The 19776-nt window shown below is 64.9% G+C and carries 16 protein-coding genes; 13 read left to right on the forward strand and 3 right to left on the reverse strand.

Annotated elements, in window-relative coordinates; translation table 11 throughout:
* The first annotated feature begins 1 nt into the window (after position 1).
* The 4 genes from ADIAG_RS21550 to ADIAG_RS02065 all read left to right on the forward strand — a co-directional run bounded on the left by ADIAG_RS21550 (position 2) and on the right by ADIAG_RS02065 (position 4189).
* Complete coding sequence (locus ADIAG_RS21550) at positions 2 to 145, forward strand: hypothetical protein (RefSeq protein ID WP_007269637.1); 144 nt, start codon at positions 2 to 4, stop codon at positions 143 to 145.
* Between the two features lie 133 nt (positions 146 to 278).
* A complete protein-coding gene (locus tag ADIAG_RS02055; protein ID WP_161623917.1) occupies positions 279 to 1208 on the forward strand; it encodes a helix-turn-helix transcriptional regulator in 930 nt (309 codons plus the stop codon).
* A 340-nt stretch (positions 1209 to 1548) separates the two neighbouring features.
* The gene (locus ADIAG_RS02060) at positions 1549 to 2946 is read left to right on the forward strand and encodes an MFS transporter (RefSeq protein WP_007269639.1); all 1398 of its coding nucleotides are present in this window, start codon (positions 1549 to 1551) and stop codon (positions 2944 to 2946) included.
* Between the two features lie 169 nt (positions 2947 to 3115).
* Positions 3116 to 4189: an alkene reductase gene (locus ADIAG_RS02065; RefSeq protein ID WP_043472634.1), complete on the forward strand. Its 1074-nt coding sequence runs from the start codon at positions 3116 to 3118 to the stop codon at positions 4187 to 4189.
* 17 nt (positions 4190 to 4206) lie between these two features.
* On the opposite strand, the gene ADIAG_RS02070 is transcribed toward ADIAG_RS02065, so the two are convergent.
* Complete coding sequence (locus tag ADIAG_RS02070; RefSeq protein WP_007269641.1) at positions 4207 to 5148, reverse strand: alpha/beta hydrolase; 942 nt, start codon at positions 5146 to 5148, stop codon at positions 4207 to 4209.
* Between the two features lie 292 nt (positions 5149 to 5440).
* On the opposite strand from ADIAG_RS02070, the gene ADIAG_RS02075 reads away from it, so the two are divergent.
* Positions 5441 to 7054, forward strand: a complete 1614-nt coding sequence (locus ADIAG_RS02075; protein ID WP_043472637.1) for a DHA2 family efflux MFS transporter permease subunit — start codon at positions 5441 to 5443, stop codon at positions 7052 to 7054.
* A gap of 148 nt (positions 7055 to 7202) precedes the next feature.
* Here the strand turns inward: ADIAG_RS02075 and ADIAG_RS02080 are convergent, their stop codons facing one another.
* Positions 7203 to 8522: a glycosyltransferase gene (locus ADIAG_RS02080; protein WP_007269643.1), complete on the reverse strand. Its 1320-nt coding sequence runs from the start codon at positions 8520 to 8522 to the stop codon at positions 7203 to 7205.
* On the reverse strand, positions 8519 to 10729 hold the full coding sequence (locus ADIAG_RS02085) for a glycosyltransferase (protein WP_007269644.1): 2211 nt from the start codon (positions 10727 to 10729) through the stop codon (positions 8519 to 8521). The genes ADIAG_RS02080 and ADIAG_RS02085 overlap by 4 nt, the downstream gene beginning before the upstream one ends.
* A 380-nt stretch (positions 10730 to 11109) precedes the next feature.
* On the opposite strand from ADIAG_RS02085, the gene ADIAG_RS02090 reads away from it, so the two are divergent.
* From ADIAG_RS02090 to ADIAG_RS02130, 8 genes are all read left to right on the forward strand, one after another.
* Positions 11110 to 11574, forward strand: coding sequence for an HsmA family protein (locus ADIAG_RS02090; protein WP_007269645.1), 465 nt, complete (start codon positions 11110 to 11112; stop codon positions 11572 to 11574).
* A 760-nt stretch (positions 11575 to 12334) separates the two neighbouring features.
* Complete coding sequence (locus ADIAG_RS02100; RefSeq protein ID WP_043472643.1) at positions 12335 to 13408, forward strand: alkene reductase; 1074 nt, start codon at positions 12335 to 12337, stop codon at positions 13406 to 13408.
* 253 nt (positions 13409 to 13661) lie between these two features.
* On the forward strand, positions 13662 to 14393 hold the full coding sequence (locus ADIAG_RS02105) for a tyrosine-protein phosphatase (RefSeq protein ID WP_007269647.1): 732 nt from the start codon (positions 13662 to 13664) through the stop codon (positions 14391 to 14393).
* Positions 14390 to 15223: a metallophosphoesterase gene (locus ADIAG_RS02110; protein WP_007269648.1), complete on the forward strand. Its 834-nt coding sequence runs from the start codon at positions 14390 to 14392 to the stop codon at positions 15221 to 15223. The genes ADIAG_RS02105 and ADIAG_RS02110 overlap by 4 nt, the downstream gene beginning before the upstream one ends.
* Positions 15224 to 15293: 70 nt before the next feature.
* Positions 15294 to 16310, forward strand: coding sequence for an ABC transporter substrate-binding protein (locus ADIAG_RS02115; RefSeq protein ID WP_007269649.1), 1017 nt, complete (start codon positions 15294 to 15296; stop codon positions 16308 to 16310).
* A gap of 11 nt (positions 16311 to 16321) precedes the next feature.
* Positions 16322 to 18049 (forward strand): ABC transporter permease, encoded by a 1728-nt coding sequence (locus ADIAG_RS02120; RefSeq protein WP_007269650.1) that lies wholly within the window; start codon positions 16322 to 16324, stop codon positions 18047 to 18049.
* Between the two features lie 20 nt (positions 18050 to 18069).
* The gene (locus tag ADIAG_RS02125) at positions 18070 to 19212 is read left to right on the forward strand and encodes an ABC transporter ATP-binding protein (RefSeq protein ID WP_007269651.1); all 1143 of its coding nucleotides are present in this window, start codon (positions 18070 to 18072) and stop codon (positions 19210 to 19212) included.
* Positions 19209 to 19748, forward strand: coding sequence for a histidine phosphatase family protein (locus ADIAG_RS02130; protein WP_007269652.1), 540 nt, complete (start codon positions 19209 to 19211; stop codon positions 19746 to 19748). Before ADIAG_RS02125 ends, ADIAG_RS02130 begins: the two co-directional genes overlap by 4 nt.
* Positions 19749 to 19776 lie beyond the last annotated feature (28 nt).

The raw sequence follows: 19776 nt of genomic DNA on the forward strand, positions 1-19776 counted from the left end.
CATGGACAAGAAGGATCGGAACGAGAAGGATATCGATGAGGCCATCGGGGTTACCGATAGCGAGTTGAACTGGGCCGAGGCCATGTGGCCGACTGGTCGATGCGTTATCGACGTTGAAGATGAGTCGACGGATGTTCCCAAATGAATTACTACTTCGTATAGTGATAGGTTGAGATTGACAACACACTAGGGGGGAGCCTGGATTGCTCGACGAGAACGCGATGCGCCTCTATTCGTTTTCAATTGGCAATAGCCGTTGGAGTGAAGAGGACGCCTCGGTGGAGTTGAACATTTCCCTGGCTGAGGTGGACGCGGCCAAAAACCTGTTGCTGAAGCACCACTTGTTGCACGCCTTCGGAGATGACGCCGCGTTTTTCACCGCGAATCCCCCTGATGTAGCGGTGGCAACCCTCGTCGAAACCGACGTGCAGCGAGTGCATCAGTTGCAGGGCGACATCGCCCGGCGCCGCGGGGAAATGCTCGCGTTGATGCCCCTCTACCGGGAACTAAAGGTGGCATCGTCCAGTAGCGAGCACCTTGAAATCCTTGAGGACGGCGATATGGTCACCCGGTATCTTTCCGAGGCCAGTCGTGATGTTTCCAAGGAAGTCCTGGCAGTGCAACCCAGCCCCATCAGCACCGTGGAACGGGCCAGACTTTCGGCGGCCAAGGACATCGAGCTTCTGGAACGCGGGGTCCAACGCAAAACGCTGCGACGGGATCGCGACCGCGACCACGCTCCGACGGTCTTCCTCTCCCAAGAACTTGCGCCGTATGGGGCCGAGCACCGCACCGTTGCCACGTTGCCGCTGCGCGCCATGATCTTTGACCGCTCCGCGGCCTTGATATCGCGTCCCACCTTTGACTGCGATTTTGCTGCGATCGTTGTCCACTCGCCCGACATGGTCGCATCCCTGGCAGCAGTCTTTGACAGCGTCTGGGACATGGCCACGCCCATGAACGGCGACAGCGAGCCGGCACACAGCGTCAGCAAATCCGGCGGCCTGTCGGCTGTGCAAGCTTCCATTCTTGATGGGTTGGCCATGGGCCTGACAGATGAGGCCATTGCTTCGCGGATCGGTGTCAGTGTTCGCACCTGCCGACGTCATATCGCCACCATTTTCGAAGTGCTGGGTGCCGACAGCAGATTCCAAGCAGGGGCGATTGCCGTAAGCCGTGGCTTGCTGCGTCCGGCCCTGTTGAAGTAACTGTCCGTCGCGCATCCAGTTGCGCAGTCCTCCACCGTGTGAATCATGAGGTCAACAGGGCGCAGAAATTGGGCTGATGCCCGGGCACCATGTTGCTGACACAGTAAAACGTGGAACATCCGACGCGTTGGATGTGATCAGCTCGGGGTCATGATTCCCAAACCGTGCGAAGCGTGCCTCGTCGAAGTGTTCCTGATCGACTCCTGGAGGCTCGTCTCGGTCCAGGATCTGCTGACCGGGCACCGGGGCGGAACCCTGCCCCGGGAGCGACCGGGAAAACGAATCTTATGATTTCCCCAGCAGGCTATCGAAGGACTAGACCACGTTCTACGCTTGGATCATGTCGCAGGATGACCCGCCACGTGCCAACACCGGAACCACCGAATCTGAATCCACCGGTGTAGCGACGCCTCCGCAGTCGGGGCATCGCACGTTCATGCATGTGCTGGTCAATACGGCCTTGGCCAACGTGACCACCAGCCTCCTCTGGTTTGCACTGACCTTCTGGGTGTATCTGGAGACCCGCTCGGTGTTGGCCACCGGACTCATCGGCGGTGCGTACATGCTGCTGGTCGCGTTTTTCGGTCTGTTCTTCGGCGTCCTGGTGGACAGATACCGCAAGCACGCGGTGATGGTGGGCTCCACGCTGTTCACCGTGGCCTGCTTCGGGCTGGCCGCGGTGATGTTCAGGCTGGTGCCCGAAGCCGAGCTGCTGGACCTGAGAGGGATCTGGTTCTGGCTCTTTGCCCTGGTGGTGCTCATCGGGGCGGTGGTCGAGCAGCTGCGCAATATCGCCCTGTCCACGACCGTGACCCTGCTGGTGCCCGCAGATCGTCGGGTCAATGCCAACGGGCTGGTGGGTACCGTGCAGGGACTGGCCTTCATGGTCACCTCGGTATTCAGCGGCCTGGCCATCGGGTTCCTGGGCATGGGCGGGACGATCGTCATTGCCCTGGTGGCGTGCCTTGCGGTGCTGGGGCACCTGCTGGTCTTGCGGATCCCCGAGCCGACGATCGTGCGCGCGGCCGAACGCGAGAGTTTCTCCGAACTGCGGGCCGGGATCGGGGCGGTTCGCGCGACCCAGGGCCTGTTCGCGCTGATCCTGTTCACCACGTTCAACAACCTCACCGGCGGGGTGTTCATGGCGCTGATGGATCCCTACGGCCTGACGATCTTCCCGGTGGAAATCTGGGGTGTGGTGCTCGGGGTGACCGCCACCGGTTTCTTGGTCGGCGGCGGACTGGTGGCCAAGTTCGGGCTGGGCAAGAACCCGATACGCACCATGCTGATCCTGGTGGCCTGCACCGGGGTGCTGGGTGCCACGTTCACGATCCGGGAGTGGGGGTGGCTGTACGTGGTGGGTATCTGGATCTTCATGATGATCATCCCCGCAGTGGAGGCGGCCGAGCAGACGGTGATCCAGAAGGTGGTTCCCTACGCGGTCCAGGGCCGGGTGTTTGGCTTTGCCATGACATTCGAGGCCGCTGCCGCGCCAATCACCGCATTCATGATCGCACCGCTGGCCGAGTTCTGGATCATTCCCTACATGGATTCCGAACCCGGCAAGCGGGGTTGGGGCTGGTTGCTGGGGGAAGGGGACGCCCGCGGGATCGCGCTGGTGTTCCTGGTTTCGGGGATCGCCTCGATCGTGCTGGGTCTTGCCGCGCTGGCCACGCGGTCCTACCGGCGGCTCTCGGTCGCCTATGCCACGGCGCCGGAGAGCGCGCAGGAGCATTAGCGGACACCCCTGGGCATTACCGTTGAACGGGTGCCGGGCGGTGTGATTCTTGCCCTGACGCATTCCGGAGTGTCGGTGTTTCACCTCACCCGGCGGCAAAGCAGGAATAGCCATGCTGCGGGACCGGTTGCATCAGGCAACCCCACCCCAACGTTTGGAGTACTGCCCCATGGACCTGTTTTCCCCGCTCACCCTCGGTGACCTCGAGCTGCCCAACCGCCTGGTCATGGCGCCGCTGACCCGCTCGCGCTCCCGCACGGACGGCGTGCCGAACGACGATGTCGTCGAGTACTACCGCCAGCGCGCCTCGATGGGGTTGATCGTCTCCGAGGGCGTGTACCCCAGCTTCACCGGCCAGGGGTTCGTCCGCCAGCCCGGGCTTGTCACCGATGAGCAGATCGCAGGATGGAAGCGCGTCACCGACGCCGTGCACGCCGAGGGAGGGTTGATCGTCGCCCAGGTGATGCATGCCGGCCGGGTCACCCACCCCGAGACCACCGGGCAAAGCCACGTCGTGGCCCCAAGCGCCATCGCCGTGGACGGGGTCACCCGGACCTACACCGGCAAGCATGCCTACCCCGTCCCGCACGCCCTGGGGACCGACGAGCTTCCGGGCATCCTCGAGGAGTTCGTGACCGGATCCCGCCATGCGATCGCCGCGGGGTTCGACGGCGTGGAACTGCACGGGGCCAACGGCTACCTGCTGCACGAGTTCCTGGCACCCAGCGCCAACACCCGCACCGACGCCTATGGCGGGCCTCCGGAAAACCGGGCGCGCCTGGTCATCGAGGTGGTCACCGCCGTGGCCGAGGCCATCGGCGCGGGCTGCACGGGCCTGCGCATTTCCCCCGAGCACAACGTCCAAGGTGCGCTGGAAACCGATCCGGCAGATGTCGCGGCCACCTATGCAGCGCTGATCGATGGGATCGCGCCCTTGGGCCTGGCCGCGCTGAGCATCCTGCACGCCGATCCAGCCGGTGCCCTCGTCCAGGACCTGCGCGCCCGTTTCGGTGGACCGGTCCTGCTGAACACCGGCTTCCAGACCGTCACCACCTACGACGACGCTGCTGCGGTGGCCGCAAACGGCTGGGGAGACGCCGTGGTGGTCGGCCGCCCGGCGATCGCCAACCCGGATCTGGTGCGTCGCTGGCAGGAAGGCCTTCCGCTGAACGAGCCCGATGCCTCCACCTTCTACACCGAGGGAGCGAGCGGGTACACCGACTACCCGTTCATCCAGAACTAGACAGGACTGCGGAGGGTCTACCTGCCCAGCGATTGCACAAAGGCGAGGCTCGCAGCCGATATTTCGGTGCGGGCTTCGTCGCGGGAAATCGTTGGCTCGCCGTCCCCGGATTGCGTCCCGTAGTCACCAAAGTTTGCATGCACACCGCCGTTTATTTCCGTGTAGGTGGTGTCTTTCGGAAGCAGGGAACGCGAGGCCTTGACCTTTTCCTGGGTGGTCAAGGCGTCGTTGGATGCTGAGAGCGAAAGCACGGGCACCGGCAGGGTGCGCATGTCCGAGGCTGGATATGAGGCAAAGAACAGCACCCCGGCCACGGGTCTTCCCGGATCGTTGGCGAGGGACTGCGCGTCGATCGCGGCCACCACCCCGCCGAGTGAGTGCCCGCCGAGGACCCACCGGGCGACCGGGCGGTGTTCGGTGCGTGCGGCGTTGAAGGCCCCCGTGGACAGGAAAGCAATGCCAAAGGGCTGTTTCGGGATGACGACGGTGTGGCCGCTCTCAGCCAGCGGCCGCAAGACCGCGGCATAGGCCCGAGCGTCGACCAAGGCTCCAGGCTGGAAAAATACCCCGACGTCGCTGGGCGTGCCGGTGGGTGTCATCAAGATTTGCGTTGGGGACTCCGTGACGGTGAGCGTGCCGTCGGAGACCATTGCCGAGAGGGCCGCGGGTGCGGCGCTGTACGGCACGAGCCAGCAGCCCAGGGACAGGACCCCACAGGAGGCCAACAGGCCGATGGTGCGCAGCACCTTGGATCTGCGGTGCCCGGGCGTGTGCCGGCGCCAGGAACGGATGGCGACCGCCGTGCACACGATGAAGAGCAGCCCGAGCAGGATCGCGTACGCCGGGTGTCCGTGCACGAGCATGTCACCGGTGGCGATTCCCGCCCAGATCACGGCGACCGCCCCGAGGGCCGAGACGAGGCGTACTGCCCAGAAGAGGACCACTTCGCTGCGGTTCATCGCCGCCCTGCTTCGTTGTGTGCGTTCGGTTCCACGGTGGTCATCTTTCGTTCAGGGTTCGGGCTCCATGGTGGACTTCTTTCGGGCTTGCGCGCCCCCGGCCCGGAGCCGGCAGGTTATCTGGCGCACCGCTGGGCGGTGCCATCATTCCCGGGTTGACGGATCGGTTTTCGGCCGCAACCCGGGTAAGTGTCCGCACGGCCGGTGTGGTCGACCCGAGGCTTGTCGGAGCCAAAAGACTCCTTCCAGAGATCCTTCCATGGTGGAACTATGTAGGAGTAGTCTGGCACACGTGGAAGCAGACAACGAGCGATACCTTAGGCTGCGCTGGTTTGGACTGGGCGCCATCAGCCTCTCGGTGGCACTGATCATCATGGACAGCACCATCGTGGCGGTGGCTGTCCCGGCGGTCATCAACGACCTGGGCCTGAGCACTACCCAGGTGCAATGGATCCAGGAGATCTACACCCTGGTGTTCGCCGCATTGCTGCTGGTCTGGGGCAGGGTGGCGGATGGGGTCGGCCGGCGCCGGATCCTGGTGCTGGGATTGCTGATCTTCTTGGCCAGCTCTGCCCTGTGTGCACTGGCGTCCTCGGGCGGCTGGCTGATCTGTGCACGCGCGGTGCAGGGGGTCGGCGGCTCGATGATCCTTCCGGCCACCCTCTCGTTGCTCAATGCCACCTTCCGCGGCAAGGAACGTACCATCGCTTTTGCCGTGTGGGGCTCGACCATCGGCAGCATGACCGCCGTTGGACCGATCGTCGGCGGATGGCTGACCTCCTCCCACTCCTGGAACTGGGCGTTTTTGATCAATGTCCCGCTGGGGCTGATCGCGGCAGGCGGTGTCCTGTACTTCGTGGCCGGCTCTAGGGAAAACGCCACCGTGAAACTCGATGATTACCTCGGCGCCCTGCTTTCCGTGGTCGGCTTTGGATCCTTGGCCTTTGGCCTGATCGAGGGGCGTCACTATGGGTGGTGGAGTGCCAACACCGATGCGCCATTCCCCTTGTTTGGACTATCCCCGGTACCGGTGTCCTTGGTGTTGTCGGTGCTGGCGCTCGTCGGATTCATTCTCTTGGAGCGTTCGCGGTCGCAGGCGAAGCGCAGTGTCTTGCTAGATCTTTCCCTGTTCAACATCTCATCCTTCTCGCGCGGAAACCTCACCGCCTTGACGGTGAGCCTGGGCGAGTTCGGGTTGATCCTTTCCCTCCCGTTGTGGTTTCAAAACGTCTTGGGACTCAACGCGCTTCAGGCCGGGGTGGCGTTGGTGCCGTTGGCCGCGGGATCCTTTGTGGCTTCCGGTTCGATATCCGCGCTGTCCAAGTCGCTGCCCGCGGTGCGCATGGTGCAGCTGGGTGTTGGACTGGAGATTGTTTCGGTGGCAACCCTGGCCCTGTTGATCCGCCCCGATTCCTCCACCTGGATGACCTCGGCCATCCTCTTTGTCTATGGAATCGGGGTGGGGTTCGCCACCGCCCAGCTGACCCAGGTGGTGCTGGCCGATGTCCCGGTGCAGCAATCGGGGCAGGCGGCCTCCACCCAGTCAACAGCGCGGCAAGTCGGTTCAGCCCTGGGAATCGCGATCCTGGGCACCGCGCTGTTCACCACCTTGAAGAACTCCACCGAGTCCCAGGTCTCGGGATTGGTGGCCCAGTTCCCGCAGTTGAAGGATGCCGTGGATTCGGTGACCCACAGTTCGGGCGGCACAATCTCAGCATTGGCCGGAAATCCGCAAACCGCAGCCATCGCCGACGCGGCACGCAATGCATTGACCCAGGGTGTGTCCGTGGCCGCATGGATTGCGGCCGGCGCCTTGGCCCTCGACTTGCTGACCAGTCTCAGGCTTAGGCCTGCGGTGCCGCCGCCTGAAGAGCCGCAGGCTGCCGAGGCGGCCGGGGAAAAATAAGCCGCGGCACGCCAAGGTCGCCCGGCCCCTCGGGGCCTCCGGACCGTCGCACCGGGCAAGGGACTAGAGCACCCCAGAGCATTAGCCGGGCGCCTCGGGCACCAACAAGCGCTCATCAGGCGCTGAACCGTTGTGCGCACAGCACCGTCTACTTCCCGGCAGTTGCCTTGGCCAGGGCAGCACGCAGTTGGCTGCGTCCAGCGCCCTCCCGCAGGGATCGGCCCAGCGAATGCAGCTCGTCGCGGGTGTCCTGTGGAAGCGATAGCATGGCGCCCAAAGCAAGCCGGAGCTCTTGGACCGTGGCGGTGTTGGGTGCCAGTGCGGCACCAAAGCCGATGTCCTCCAGGGCAGCGGCGCCGGCGAACTGGTCCGTGGAAAACGGCAGCACGACGGTAGGCACCCCAAAGGTCAGGGACTCGGTGACCGAGTTGTTTCCGCCGTGGGTCACCGCGGCCGCGGCGGAACCCAGCAACGTGACCTGGGGCAGGAATTCACCAACGAGCCAGTTTTCCGGGACGTCGCCCAAGGACTCGGCGCCGGCGGAGCCATACGCCACTGCGGCACGGATATTGGATTCCTTCAAGGCGGTGACGACCTTGTTCAGCACATCCCCGCGCACCGAGAGAAAGCTGCCGAAGCTGACATAGACAAATGGTTCGTCGCTCTCGGAGATCCACTCCTCGATGTGGGCCTCCGCCGATTCGGTGCGAACTGATGACCCAATGAAGATGTGCGGGGGAAGATGCCCGGCACGTTCTTCGCCCACGAGTTCACCGGGGTAGTTGAAGACCAGCACGTCGCCGTGTTCGGCAAAGGCGTCGGGGGAGGGCGGCAGTTCGGGTGCCAACTGCGCCAGGGCCGAATTCCATTCGGAGGTAAAGGATTCGGACACCCGGGTGCAAAGGTTCCGCAGCTCCTCGATTTCCTGGTCCTCCGGGGAGAAGGCCGCCGGCCAAGTCGGCGGCAGGCCGTAGACTTCCGCCGCCGCCGGAAGCGGGAGGGCCGTGGGGTGGCCCAAGACCACATCGATGTGCTCGATCCCGGCGGCCACCATGCCCAGGCGGGCGCTGAAGGCCAGATGGTCCACGATGATCGTCTGAGGTGCAACATCCTCGATGATCCGCTGCACGGCCCTTGCGGTCTTCACCGGTTCCCACATGAGGTCATTCATGCGTGCCTCGGCCTGGAAGGCCAGGGTCTGGACCATGCCCAGGCGGGTGGCGGCAAAAAACCCGCGCAGGGCGTCATCCTCGCCCTCGGGCTGTTCCTCCGCCCGGATCACCCCGGGGTTCGAACCCCGACTCAGTTGCAGGTGGACATGCTCGAAGCCGAAGGACTCCACGATTGCCGCGGTTGCCTTACCGGAGGCGACCACCACCCGCTCTTCGGCCTCAAGCCAGCTGGTGCCCAACGCGGCCAGCGGGTAAAGGTGGGAAGCATAGTCGGGACTGATGATCAGCAGTGTCATGGGACGAAAACCAGCTCTCGTTGAAGTTCGACGTCTGCGTGGTGCACATCGGAATATACCTTGGCCAGGGCGCGCGCCATGGCTTGGACAGTGAAATCGGCTTCAACCACGGAGCGCGAGTACGTGGCACGTTCCTGGCTGGTCTCGGCCGCGGCGGAGTCCAGCGCCTCCAGGATGGCTGTGCGCAGACGGGCGGTGTCCCAGGTGGCGGTGAGGAACCCGGTGTGTCCTTGCTCGAGGTAGGTCGCCGGACCCCCGGAATCCGGGGCCACCACCAGCAGGCCCGAGGCCATGGCCTCGAGCAGCGCAATCCCGAATTCCTCCTTGAGGCTGCCACAGACGTAGATTCCGGCTCCGGCGGCAAGGCCCGGAATGCCGGTGCGTGCCGCGGCGACCCAACGGGCCACGGTGTCATTGGGGCGGTGCCCGGACAGGATCAGTCCGGCCCGTTCCCGGGACCTGGGGTCGACCAGCGCGTCGATCCGTTCGAGCTGTTCGCGTTCGTCGGGCGAGGGATGGTTCAGGTTCCCGCCGACCAGCAGCAGGTTGGCCCGCTGCTGCAGGTCCGAGCCGGCCCAGGCCGCCACGATGGTGGCCATGCCTTTGACCCGGTGGAACCTGCCCACACTGATGAGCAACGGCTTCCCCCGGCGTTCCTCCGGAAGCCGCGCCAATAGCTCGCGCAGCTGCACCAGCGGTTCACTGCCTTGGCCTCCGGAGGCAAGCTCCTGGGCTTCGGCCACGGCCCGGTCGATGACCTTCAGGTCGATGCCCTCGGGGATCACGGTGTGGCGCTCGGGCTCCAGGGCCATGTCCAGGCCCACCAGTTCCTTCATGTCCCGGGCAAGCTCCGGCCGCGGGAAGAACACGGTGTGTGCCGCCGTGGCGGCCAGGCGCTGGACCAGGCGCGCACGGAACCAGAAGTGCTCCAACTCGTCGATGCTCCCGAAGTTCTCCCGGGTCAGTTGCCCGGAGAGGTCCATGGAGTTGATCACCGCGTGCGGGTCCGGTGCCACGGTGAACACGACAGGAATCTCGAGCTTGCGGGCGACGTCAAACGCGGCCAGGCTTCCCACATCGGCCATGCGCAGGTGCAGCGCATCGACCCGTCCCAGGGACGTGAGGATGCGGTGGATTCCGCGGCGTGCCGCCACCCGCAACGGCCAGGCCGTAGCGGACGTCATGGGTCCCTGCAACAGGGGAACGCGTCCGTAGACGTGGCCGGTGGCGGTCTCCCGCAGGGTGTCCAGGCTCCGCGCCGCTTCGTCCAGCCCCCCGCGGGAAAGGGTCACCACACGGCTGACCGTGGAACGGCCATCCGCCTCGGGTGCCGGGGTGGCGGAGGCCGGATGGTTCCCGTGGCCGTGGACCAGCGCATCGCCCAGGCGCACCAGCAAGGTGGCGATCCCGCCGGTGTCCCCGCTGCCGGCGTGGCTCAGGTGCGCGTCGATGTCCGCATGGAGGAACAGCTGGGCGATCGTGAGCCCCTGCCCGGGAATTCCGGGATCGGGCCGGGGGGCTGCGGCTTCGGCGAGGTCCGCCAGGGTGAGCCGGGCAGCCTGGGCCAGCAGGCCGTCTTCCCGCGCGATTGCTTCGAGGTACGTCGTGGTGTCCTCGGAGCACGAATGCTGGCCCAGCGCAACGACCGCGGCCACCCGGATGGATTCCGCCTCGCGGGTGTCCCGCGCGATGCGCTCAAGCAGGTGGATGGCCGTCTCGTGCTCCACCAGGCCCAGGGTTTCGACCAGCCGGTAGCGTCCCGCCTCGTCCACGACGCCCAGCAGCGCGCCCTCGAGTCCCACGGTGACCGTTTCGGGCACAGTGGCCGCCCAGTCTTCGAGGGTTCGCTGCGCGAGCATCCCCGCGAAGCCCCCGGTGTGCACCAGGCCGATGAGCCGCCCCACGGATTTGCTGCGCGGCGTCCGGGAACCGTGGGCCCAGGCGGCATGCTCGCGGATGAACCCTTGGTCGCTGGAGAGCAGCTCGGCCAGGAGCCTGTCGGCTTCCTCGTCGCTGACCTGGGCGAGGGCATGGATGGCGGCGATCGCCGCGACCTGGTCGGGCCCGGAGATGGTGCTGCGCAGCAGTCGCAGGTTGCGCACCCCGCCGTCCCTGCCGGCTTCCACGGCCAGTTCGTCGGCCAGCCGCAGCGCATCGACCAACCGGTCGGCCTTCTTCACGGCATCGAGACAGCTTTGGATCCGCATGCATACACCTCGTCCAGCAATGGCCAACTTGGCACGGCTTGTGACCTGCGCTTCCAACCCTACACAAAACCTAGCCAAGCTAGCTATCGTTGCATGGGCTTCGATTGCTTCCACCAGGCAGACCGGGGGGGGCTTGGCGGTATCTCGCCAGGAACAACTCGTCCAAGAAGTGCAACGCACAGGCCCCGGCTAGCTCGGGTGCAACGGCACCATGTGGCCTGCAATCACAGGCTCGGACAGCTGTCCAAGTGCCCCGAGTGCCGCCAGCCGGGGACCCCAGGCCTGGACGGAGGTGGCAAACGCCTTGCGCTTCATGACGGCGGAGCCGGGGCACGGGACCGAACCCGGCATGCGCCTCAGGTGTGGATTCCCCGCACACCATGCCCGAAAGCATGCTAGTCAACCATTTGGTTGATCCGGCGGCTGGAAACAGCCGATACCCTCGGATCATGCTCCTGCCTGCGATCGTACTCATCACCGCTGCCCTGATCTTCTACTCGATCGGTGTCTGGGCCGAACACCTCCAGCGCGTGCTCAAATGGTGGCACGCCGGGTTCTTCGCAGTGGGCCTGGTTTGCGATGCCAGCGGAACCTATCTGATGTCCCGGATTGCTGCAACCGGCGGGGTCCAGGCCAGCGGGCTGGGGACCGGGCTCAACACCATCATGGCCGTCACCGGTGCGGCGGCCTTGCTGCTCATGGTGCTCCATCTGGTGTGGGCCGTGATCGTGCTGCTGCGCAACCAAGAAGCCGAGAAGTCGAGCTTTCACAAGTTTTCCCTCATCGTGTGGGGGATCTGGCTGGTCCCCTACTTCACCGGAGCCATCGGTGCAAACATGGGATGATGCCGGCGGTGCCCGGCCGGTCCCAGGGCCAGGACCGGTTCCTGCCGGCTGCGGCAACGACATCCCCCATGGCCTGTCGCCGCCCCATCCACCGGCCTTAAGCCCGGGCCGTGGCGCAGGAAGATCCATCCTCCGCCGACTTCGAAACGACAAAGAGGCAGGCGGCCACCGGCGCGACACCCCGTGACCCGGGCCACCGCACCTTCCTGCATATGCAGGCCAACACGACCCTGGCCCACGACATCACCAGCTTCTTGTGGCTCACGCCGAGGATCCGGGAGTACCGGGAGGCGCGGCCTGTGCCGTCCCACGGGCCGCGTGGATTTGGAAGGCTCTTCCGGCTCGTATCTTCCCGCTTGGCGCGCGTCTCGTGGCGCACTGGGGCCTCACCGCCCCTTGGGGATCCCCGGCGGCCGAAGCCGAGCGCCTGCCCGGTCCGGGGGCCACGCACAAGTGGGATGTCCTGGACGAAGTCCCGCACGTCCAATGGACCACGCTTGCCGACCCGGAGGGCAACCTTTTCTGCATCGCAGAACACCCGCCCGCGGACCATCAAGGATGTCGGACCGGCGTGCCACCGGCCCGGCAACCTGTTTCCCGGGTGTACGGGCGGGTGGACCACGCCCCGGCCGGGCTGCCCGGGGTCGTGGAGGAGGAACCGTGTTCCACCCCACGGATGCGCCGGGGCCCGGAAGGAATAGCGTTGCCGCGGGGGTGGTTGCACCAGGCAACCACCCCCCAACGTTTGGAGTACTGCCCCATGGACCTGTTTTCCCCGCTCACCCTCGGCGACCTCGAGCTGCCCAACCGCTTGGTCATGGCCCCGCTGACGCGTTCGCGATCCTGTACTGACGGGGTACCGAACGACGATGTGGTGGAGTACTACCGTCAGCGTGCCTCGATGGGTCTGATTGTGTCCGAGGGGGTTTACCCCAGCTTCACCGGCCAGGGGTTCGTCCGCCAGCCGGGGCTTGTCACGCAGGAACAGATCGCCGGATGGAAGCGCGTCACCGACGCAGTGCACGCCGAAGGCGGATTGATTGTCGCCCAGGTAATGCACGCCGGCCGTGTCACCCACACCGAGACCACCGGACAAGAACATGTCGTGGCCCCGAGCGCCATCGCGGTGGACGGGATGACGCGGACCTACACCGGAAAGCATGCCTACCCGGTCCCTCACGCGCTGGAGACCGACGAACTACCGGGAATCGTTGAGGAGTTCGTGACCGGTTCGATTAATGCCATGGCCGCAGGATTTGACGGCGTGGAATTGCACGGAGCCAACGGTTACCTGTTGCACGAATTCCTGGCGCCCAGTGCCAACACCCGCACCGACTTTAATGGTGGGTCACCGGAAAACCGGGCACGCTTTGTCATCGAGGTCGTCACCGCCGTGGCCAACGCCATTGGTGCGGGCCGGACCGGCCTGCGCATTTCCCCCGAGCACAACGTCCAGGGGGCGTTGGAGGCCGATCCGGTGGATGTTGCCGCCACCTATGCCGCCCTGATCGACGGGATCGCACCCTTGGGCCTGGCCGCGCTGAGCGTTCTGCACGCCGATCCAGCCGGAACGCTCGTGCAGGATCTGCGCTCCAGGTTTAACGGACCGGTCCTGCTGAACACCGGCTTCCAGAAAATCACCACGTTTGATGACGCGGTCGCAGTTGCTGCCAATGGCTGGGGAGACGCCGTGGTGGTGGGCCGCCCGGCGATCGCCAACCCCGATTTGGTGCGCCGGTGGCAGGAAGGCTTGCCCTTGAACGAACCGGACTCTTCCACGTTCTACACCGAGGGTGCGGCCGGATACACCGACTACCCGTTCTGGCAGAACTAACAAAAACTTCTCATAAGATGACCTGATCATGGCTTGCCGGCCGTGGTCAGGTCTTCTTTTTGGGCTGCGCCGCCTGGGTAGTTTTAGCTCTTGAGCCGGGCAATCCCTGTCACCGTGCTGAAACTTTGACCGCGAGGTCGCCTGTTGGTGGATAGGAATTAACCGTTTGGTCATGTGGGCAGGCTGAAATCAATGGATAGATAGATTTCCCTCCAGAGGGAGAATGAGAACCATTCATTGAGGAAAGCCCGCCATGCCCCGCACGTTGGAAACCACCACTTCGGTGCCGAACCTGCGCAGGGTCCCCTCCGTCGGCGCTGGCCGGCTGTTCAGGTCTGCTGCCCCCAGCGGACTTTGCCCCGAGGGTCTCCAGGAGCTCAACGCACTGGGGGTGGGAACGATGGTGGACCTTCGTGAACCATTCGAGGTCGCCGAACGTCCGAGCCATATCCCGGAGGCCGTCGAGCTAGTCTCGGTCCCGCTGTACCTCGGACCCCTTCCCGTGGCCACCGCCATTGAGGACGTGTACTACTTGCTGCTCATCGGCCGCGGCACCGAGATCGCCAAAGCTGTCGGAACGATCGCCGCGGGGCTGCCCGGCGGAGTGTTGGTGCACTGCGCAGCGGGCAAGGACCGCACCGGTTTGGTGATCGCCTTGGTGTTGGAAGTCGCCGGCGTGCCGCGCCAGATCCTGCTTGATGACTATGTGCGTACCTCTAGGGATCTGCCGACAGGATACCGCGAACGCGTGACATACGAGCTCTCCCAAACACTGGGCGAGACCACCGAACTACAGGCAGCACTCCGTCTGCACCTGGATAGCCCCGTCTCGGTCCTTGATGGGGCGTTGGACATGATCGAGGCCCGCTACGGCAGTGCCGCGTGCTACCTATTGGCTCACGGGCTGGATCCCGCGGACCTGACGACCCTGCGCGAGGAATTGGCTGGTCCCGGCGCTGCAGCGGAAGCGGGCCCGGACCTATGAGCGCGGCTAGCACCACCCTGATCCAGCTGACGGACACCCACCTACTCGACGATGGTGCTCTGCTGCGCGGAAGCATCGACACCTGGGCGCGCACCACCGAGGTGCTGCGCGCCGCTGCCAGGTTTGCCCCGGACGCGGTGTTGGTCACCGGAGACATTGCCGACCGTGGTGCGCAGGTCTATTCCCGTGCCGCGGCACTCTTCGAACAAACCGAACATGAACTTGGCTGCCCCCTCGTGGTGGTGCCGGGTAACCACGATCCTCGCGGGGCGGTAGGAGCAGACTTCAACCTCAAACGCCTTGCCAGCGGCCCCGGCCCGGCGGACACCGTGCAGATGGTCGGCGGACTGCGGATCATTGGACTGGAAACCCACGGGTTCGGCGAGGCAGCGGGATACCTCAGCGCCGGACAGCTCGACTGGCTGCGCAGCGTGCTGGAGATTCCGGCGCCGGCAGGGACGGTGTTGGCCATGCACCACCCGCCGATCGAATCCCTCATGGAAAGCCTCGCCGGCAGGGGACTGGCCCGTCCGCAAGAATTGGCCGCCGTACTGCAGGGCACCGATGTCCGGGGAATCCTCTGCGGCCACTACCACCTGCCCTGTAGCGGGACCCTAGGCAGCATCCCGGTGTGGGTTTCCCCGGCCGTGTCCTACAACCATGAACTCTTCGCACCCGGTACCGCGGGGCAGGGGCAGGACACCAGCTGGTTAAGCGTCATCACGCTGAGTCTGGGGCAACTGACCGCCACTCCGGTACAGATGGCTATCCCCGCGCCGCTGCTCACCGTCGCCGAAGCAGTACCGGCAAGGCACCACGTATTGATCTAGAGCTTTAGCTCAATAAGCACTACCCACTCGCAAGCCGCGTTATTTCCGCGCGGCACCTCAAGGAGAAGAAATGAAAAACCGTCTCACCATGCTCGCTCCCTTGGTTTTGATCCCGATGCTGGGGCTGACCGCCTGTGCCGGCGGTGAAACCGCAGGCGCCGCAGACGCACCGGCCGAAAAGACCCTGACGGTCTATACCTCTGAGCCGCAGGCCAAGATCGACCAGATCGTGGAGGCCTTTGAAAAGGCCAACGCTGGAGTCAACGTCGAGGTGTTCCGGGCCGCCACGGGTGAGCTGAAAACCCGTATCGCCGCCGAAAAGGAATCGGGAAAGATCAGTGCGGACGTCATCCTGGCCGCCGATGTCCCCACCTTCGAGGCCTACGCTGCCGACGGATCGTTGGCCAAGCTGGATATTGAAAACGACACGGCACTGGATGCCAAGTTTGTGGACGCCGACGGGTTCTGGGTCGGCACACGCATCATCCCCACGATCATTGCGTACAACACCGGTGCACTCAGCGAGGGCCCCGCAAGCTGGGCCTCGCTGACCGAGGATACCTACAAGGGCAAGATCGCGATGCCGAACCCGGATGTCTCGGGTGCCGCGGCCTTCAACACCGCGGTGTGGCTCCAGGAATCCGCGCTGGGTAAGGGCTGGATGGAAAAGCTGGTCGCCAACGAACCCACCGTCTTGGAAAGCAACGGACCGGTGGGACAGGCGGTTGCCGCCGGCAGCTCCGAGGTCGGCATCGTGGTCGACTACGTGGCTCGCGAACTCGCGGCCAAGGGCTCTCCGATTGCTGTGGGCTACCCGAGCGACGGGGTTCCCTACGTTTCGCAGCCCGCCGGGGTCTTTGCCGATTCGCAGAACCAGGAAGCCGGCAACGACTTTGTGGATTTCCTGATTTCCCAGGAAGGCCAGAAGCTCGCCGTTGAGCAGTCCTACCTTCCGGTCCGTGAAGATGCGGGTGTCCCCGAAGGCGCCCCAGCACTGAGTGAGATCAACCTGCTGGATCCGGACCAGGAAGAGATAGCCGCAGGTCAGAAAAAAGCGGTTGATTTCTTCAACTCGCTGCTGAAGTAGTTCCCTTTCCCATGTCGACCCACACCCTAGACAAAGCGGCCGTAGCCCAGAAAGCCGCAACCGACAGAGCTTCCTCTGCTGGATGCGACACTGCCGCGCCCAAACCGCCCCGGAGGGGCGGGCGGCCCGGTGACGGGCTGAGCGTGCTGCGCACCGTGGTGTGGGTCCTCATGGCTTTGGTGGTGGGTCTGCCGCTTGCCGCCCTAGTTTTCCAAGGAGTCCAGCCCGCGGCCCGGCAGGTCTTTGGCGACCCGGCGGTGGCCGTTGCCGCGATCAACTCGGTGGCCAGTGCTCTCGGGTCTGCGCTGCTGGCCACGCTGGCCGGGGCGGTGCTGGCCGTGCTGCTGGAACGCTGCAACATTCCCTCCAGGAACGTGCTGCGCTGGCTGGTGTTACTGCCCTTCCTGATCCCGCCGTTTATCGGGGCCATGTCCTGGATGGCACTGCTTGGCGCCAACGGGCCGGTCAACAAAGCGCTGCAGGGCCTGGGTATCGATGCGAAACTGAGTATCTTTGGCGGGTGGGGAGTGGTGTTCCTGCTGGCCGTCCATTCCTACCCGATGGCTTATTTGGTTATTGCCGCCACGTTGCGGCGGATCCCGGGAAACCTTGAGGAAGCTGCACGCATCTCCGGTGCGGGTACCAGCCAAGTGCTTGGCACGGTGCTGCTGCCGTTGTTGCGCCCCGGGTTGCTTGCCGCGTTTGTGCTCACCCTGGTCGCCAACCTGTCGGACTTCGGGATCCCCGCGCTGATTGGGCTCCCGGAACGCTATACGACTCTCACGACGCTGGTGTACCGCTACCTGGCTTCCAGCACCACCAGCAACCCGTTGCCTGCTGTGGCCGCGATTGGCCTGCTGCTGTTGGTGCTCGCCGTGCTTGTGGTGCTGGCTCAACGTAAATTGCCGGCCGATACGCAATTGGGGTCCGGTCCGGTGGGACAACGATTGAGTTTGGGGGGCGTCCGAATTCCCTTGACCGTGCTGTTGTGGGTCTCGACCATTATCATCTGCTTGGTCCCGCTGTTCGCGTTGGCTAGCCAGGCCCTGTTGCCTGCTCCGGGGGTGCCGTTGACGTGGGAGAACCTGAGCATGGAGAACATCGTGCGCGTAGCCACCTCGGCCGGTGCGATTTCTGGAATCGAAAACTCGCTCAGGCTCGCCGGCGGGGCTGCGGTGTGCTGCACGGTGTTGGGGTTGGGCATCGCCTTGCTGCTGACCCGCGGCAAACACCGCAGCAATACGGCGCTCGACGTGAGCGCTACGCTGCCCCAAGCCTTACCCGGATTGGTGATCGCCGTGGGGTGGCTGCTCATTGCCCCGATGCTGGGAATCTTCAATACGCCTTGGGTGATTCTTGGGGCCTACGTCATGGCCTTCCTCGCCCTGGTGGTCCAATCGGTGCGCGCCCCGCTGGCCTCGGTGTCTTCCACGTTGGAGGAAGCCGCTCGTAGCTCCGGGGCCTCGCCACTGCGTGCACTGCTGGATGTCACGACCCGGCTGGCCGCACCCGCGGCACTCACCGGCGGGGTCGTGGTGCTGTTGACCGCGGTGCGGGAGCTGACCATCTCCATTCTGTTGGTGGCACCCGGAACCCAGACTCTGGGCGTGAGCATCTTTAACCTGCAGCAAGCAGGGGACTACGGGGGAGCCTCGGCTCTTGCCCTGCTGGTGGCGATGGCGGGCATCCTCGGCCTCTCGGCCACCGCGGCACTGGCCAATCGCCGTGCGAACAACTAATAATCTTGTGAAAGGCACCTATGGCAACCCTTGAGCTGAATGGACTGGGCCACGTCTACGAGAACGGCCACGTGGGCCTATCCGGTATCGAGCTGAATATCCGGGACGGGGAGTTCCTGGCTCTGCTTGGACCCTCCGGCTCCGGCAAGACGACGCTGCTGCGAACCATTGCAGGTTTCCTGCGCCCTACCTCCGGAAGTCTGGCCATCGATGGCAAGACCATGGCAGGGGAGGGAACGTGGGTGCCACCGGAGAAGCGTGGATTGGGCATGGTGTTCCAGGACCACGCGATCTGGCCGCATCTGAATGTGGCGGGCAATGTCGGTTATCCCTTGAAACTGGCCGGGGTGCCCAAGACACAGCTCAACGGCCGGGTGGCGGAGGTGCTCGAGCAGGTGGGCTTGGCCGAATACGCGCGGCGGAAACCCTCGGCGCTTTCCGGCGGGCAGCGTCAGCGGGTCGCCCTGGCCCGGGCCATTATCGCGTCCCCGAAGGCCTTGCTGCTGGATGAGGCACTCTCGGCACTGGATGAACCCCTGCGCGCCAGACTCCGGCTGGAACTGCGGGCCTTGACCCGAGAGGAGGGGCTGACCGCGGTGCACGTGACACACGATCGCGCCGAGGCACTCGGCCTGGCCGACCGCGTGGCGGTGCTGAGGGACGGAATGATTCAGCAGGTAGGAACCCCCGCCGAACTATTGGAGACCCCTGTCAATTCCTTTGTCGCATCCTTTGTCTCAGACGCAACGCTCTTCCCCGGAACCCTGGTGGACGGGAACTTCCATGCGGACCACCCCGGGTTGCGCCTGCCGATGGGCTCCGGGTCGCAACGAAACCACGGCACCAGGCTCATCGGGCAGCCCTTGGCATCCGGATCACGCTCACGGCGTGCCGTGGCGGCCGTCGCCCCAACGTCGGTGCGCCTGAAACCGGCGGGTAGCCCGATCCACGTAGATAACCTCGCAGGAGGTCCGCTGGCCCGGGTCACCTCCGCGCTTTATGGCAGGCATGGATACGAAACCAGCCTGGACTGGGCGGGCGCCACCTTGCGGGTGCTGGTCACCGGATGGACCCCCAAGGAAGGTGACATGGTGCGCCCGCTAGTGGATCAGGCACATGTGTTCTGTGAGGAAGCCGGCGCTGTCCAAGGAAGAGCGGCATGAACCAGCAACCTTGGGTGATGGTTCGCCACGGTGAAACCGAATGGAACCGCACCGCTCGCCTGCAAGGCAGGGCAGATATCCCGTTGAACGCCACGGGCCGGGCGCAGGCGCTGGCCACGGCCGAGGCGCTCGCCGAGAGTGGCCCCTGGGACCTGGTGGTCAGCTCCACCCTGGGACGTGCGCGCGAAACCGCGCGGATCATTGCGCGTCGGCTCGGCACCGGTGAGGTGGTTGAGGTTCCCGCCTTGGTGGAACGCGACTATGGGCCGGAAGAGGGAACTGGCGTCGCAGGGCTCAGTGAGCGGGCCAAGGCCGAGTTGATGGAAGCCGGGGAAAGTTCCGCGTCGGTGGTGCTGCGTGGCACCGCGGCCCTGGCCGGATTGGCATCGGCCCATGCGGGCCGGCGATTGGTGGTGGTCAGCCACGGAACGCTCATCCGGCTGGTGCTTTCGTCCCTGCACGGTGTTGAGCATCCGCGAGTAGAAAACGGGGAAGTTGTGAAGCTTGGGGCGCACCTCCTGCAGGGCACGCGATGAACGACGGCGTCAAAGGAGATGGAAGGTC

Origin of the sequence: Paeniglutamicibacter gangotriensis Lz1y (assembly GCF_000348945.1) — a bacterium.
In the GTDB taxonomy this organism is placed as follows: domain Bacteria; phylum Actinomycetota; class Actinomycetes; order Actinomycetales; family Micrococcaceae; genus Paeniglutamicibacter; species Paeniglutamicibacter gangotriensis.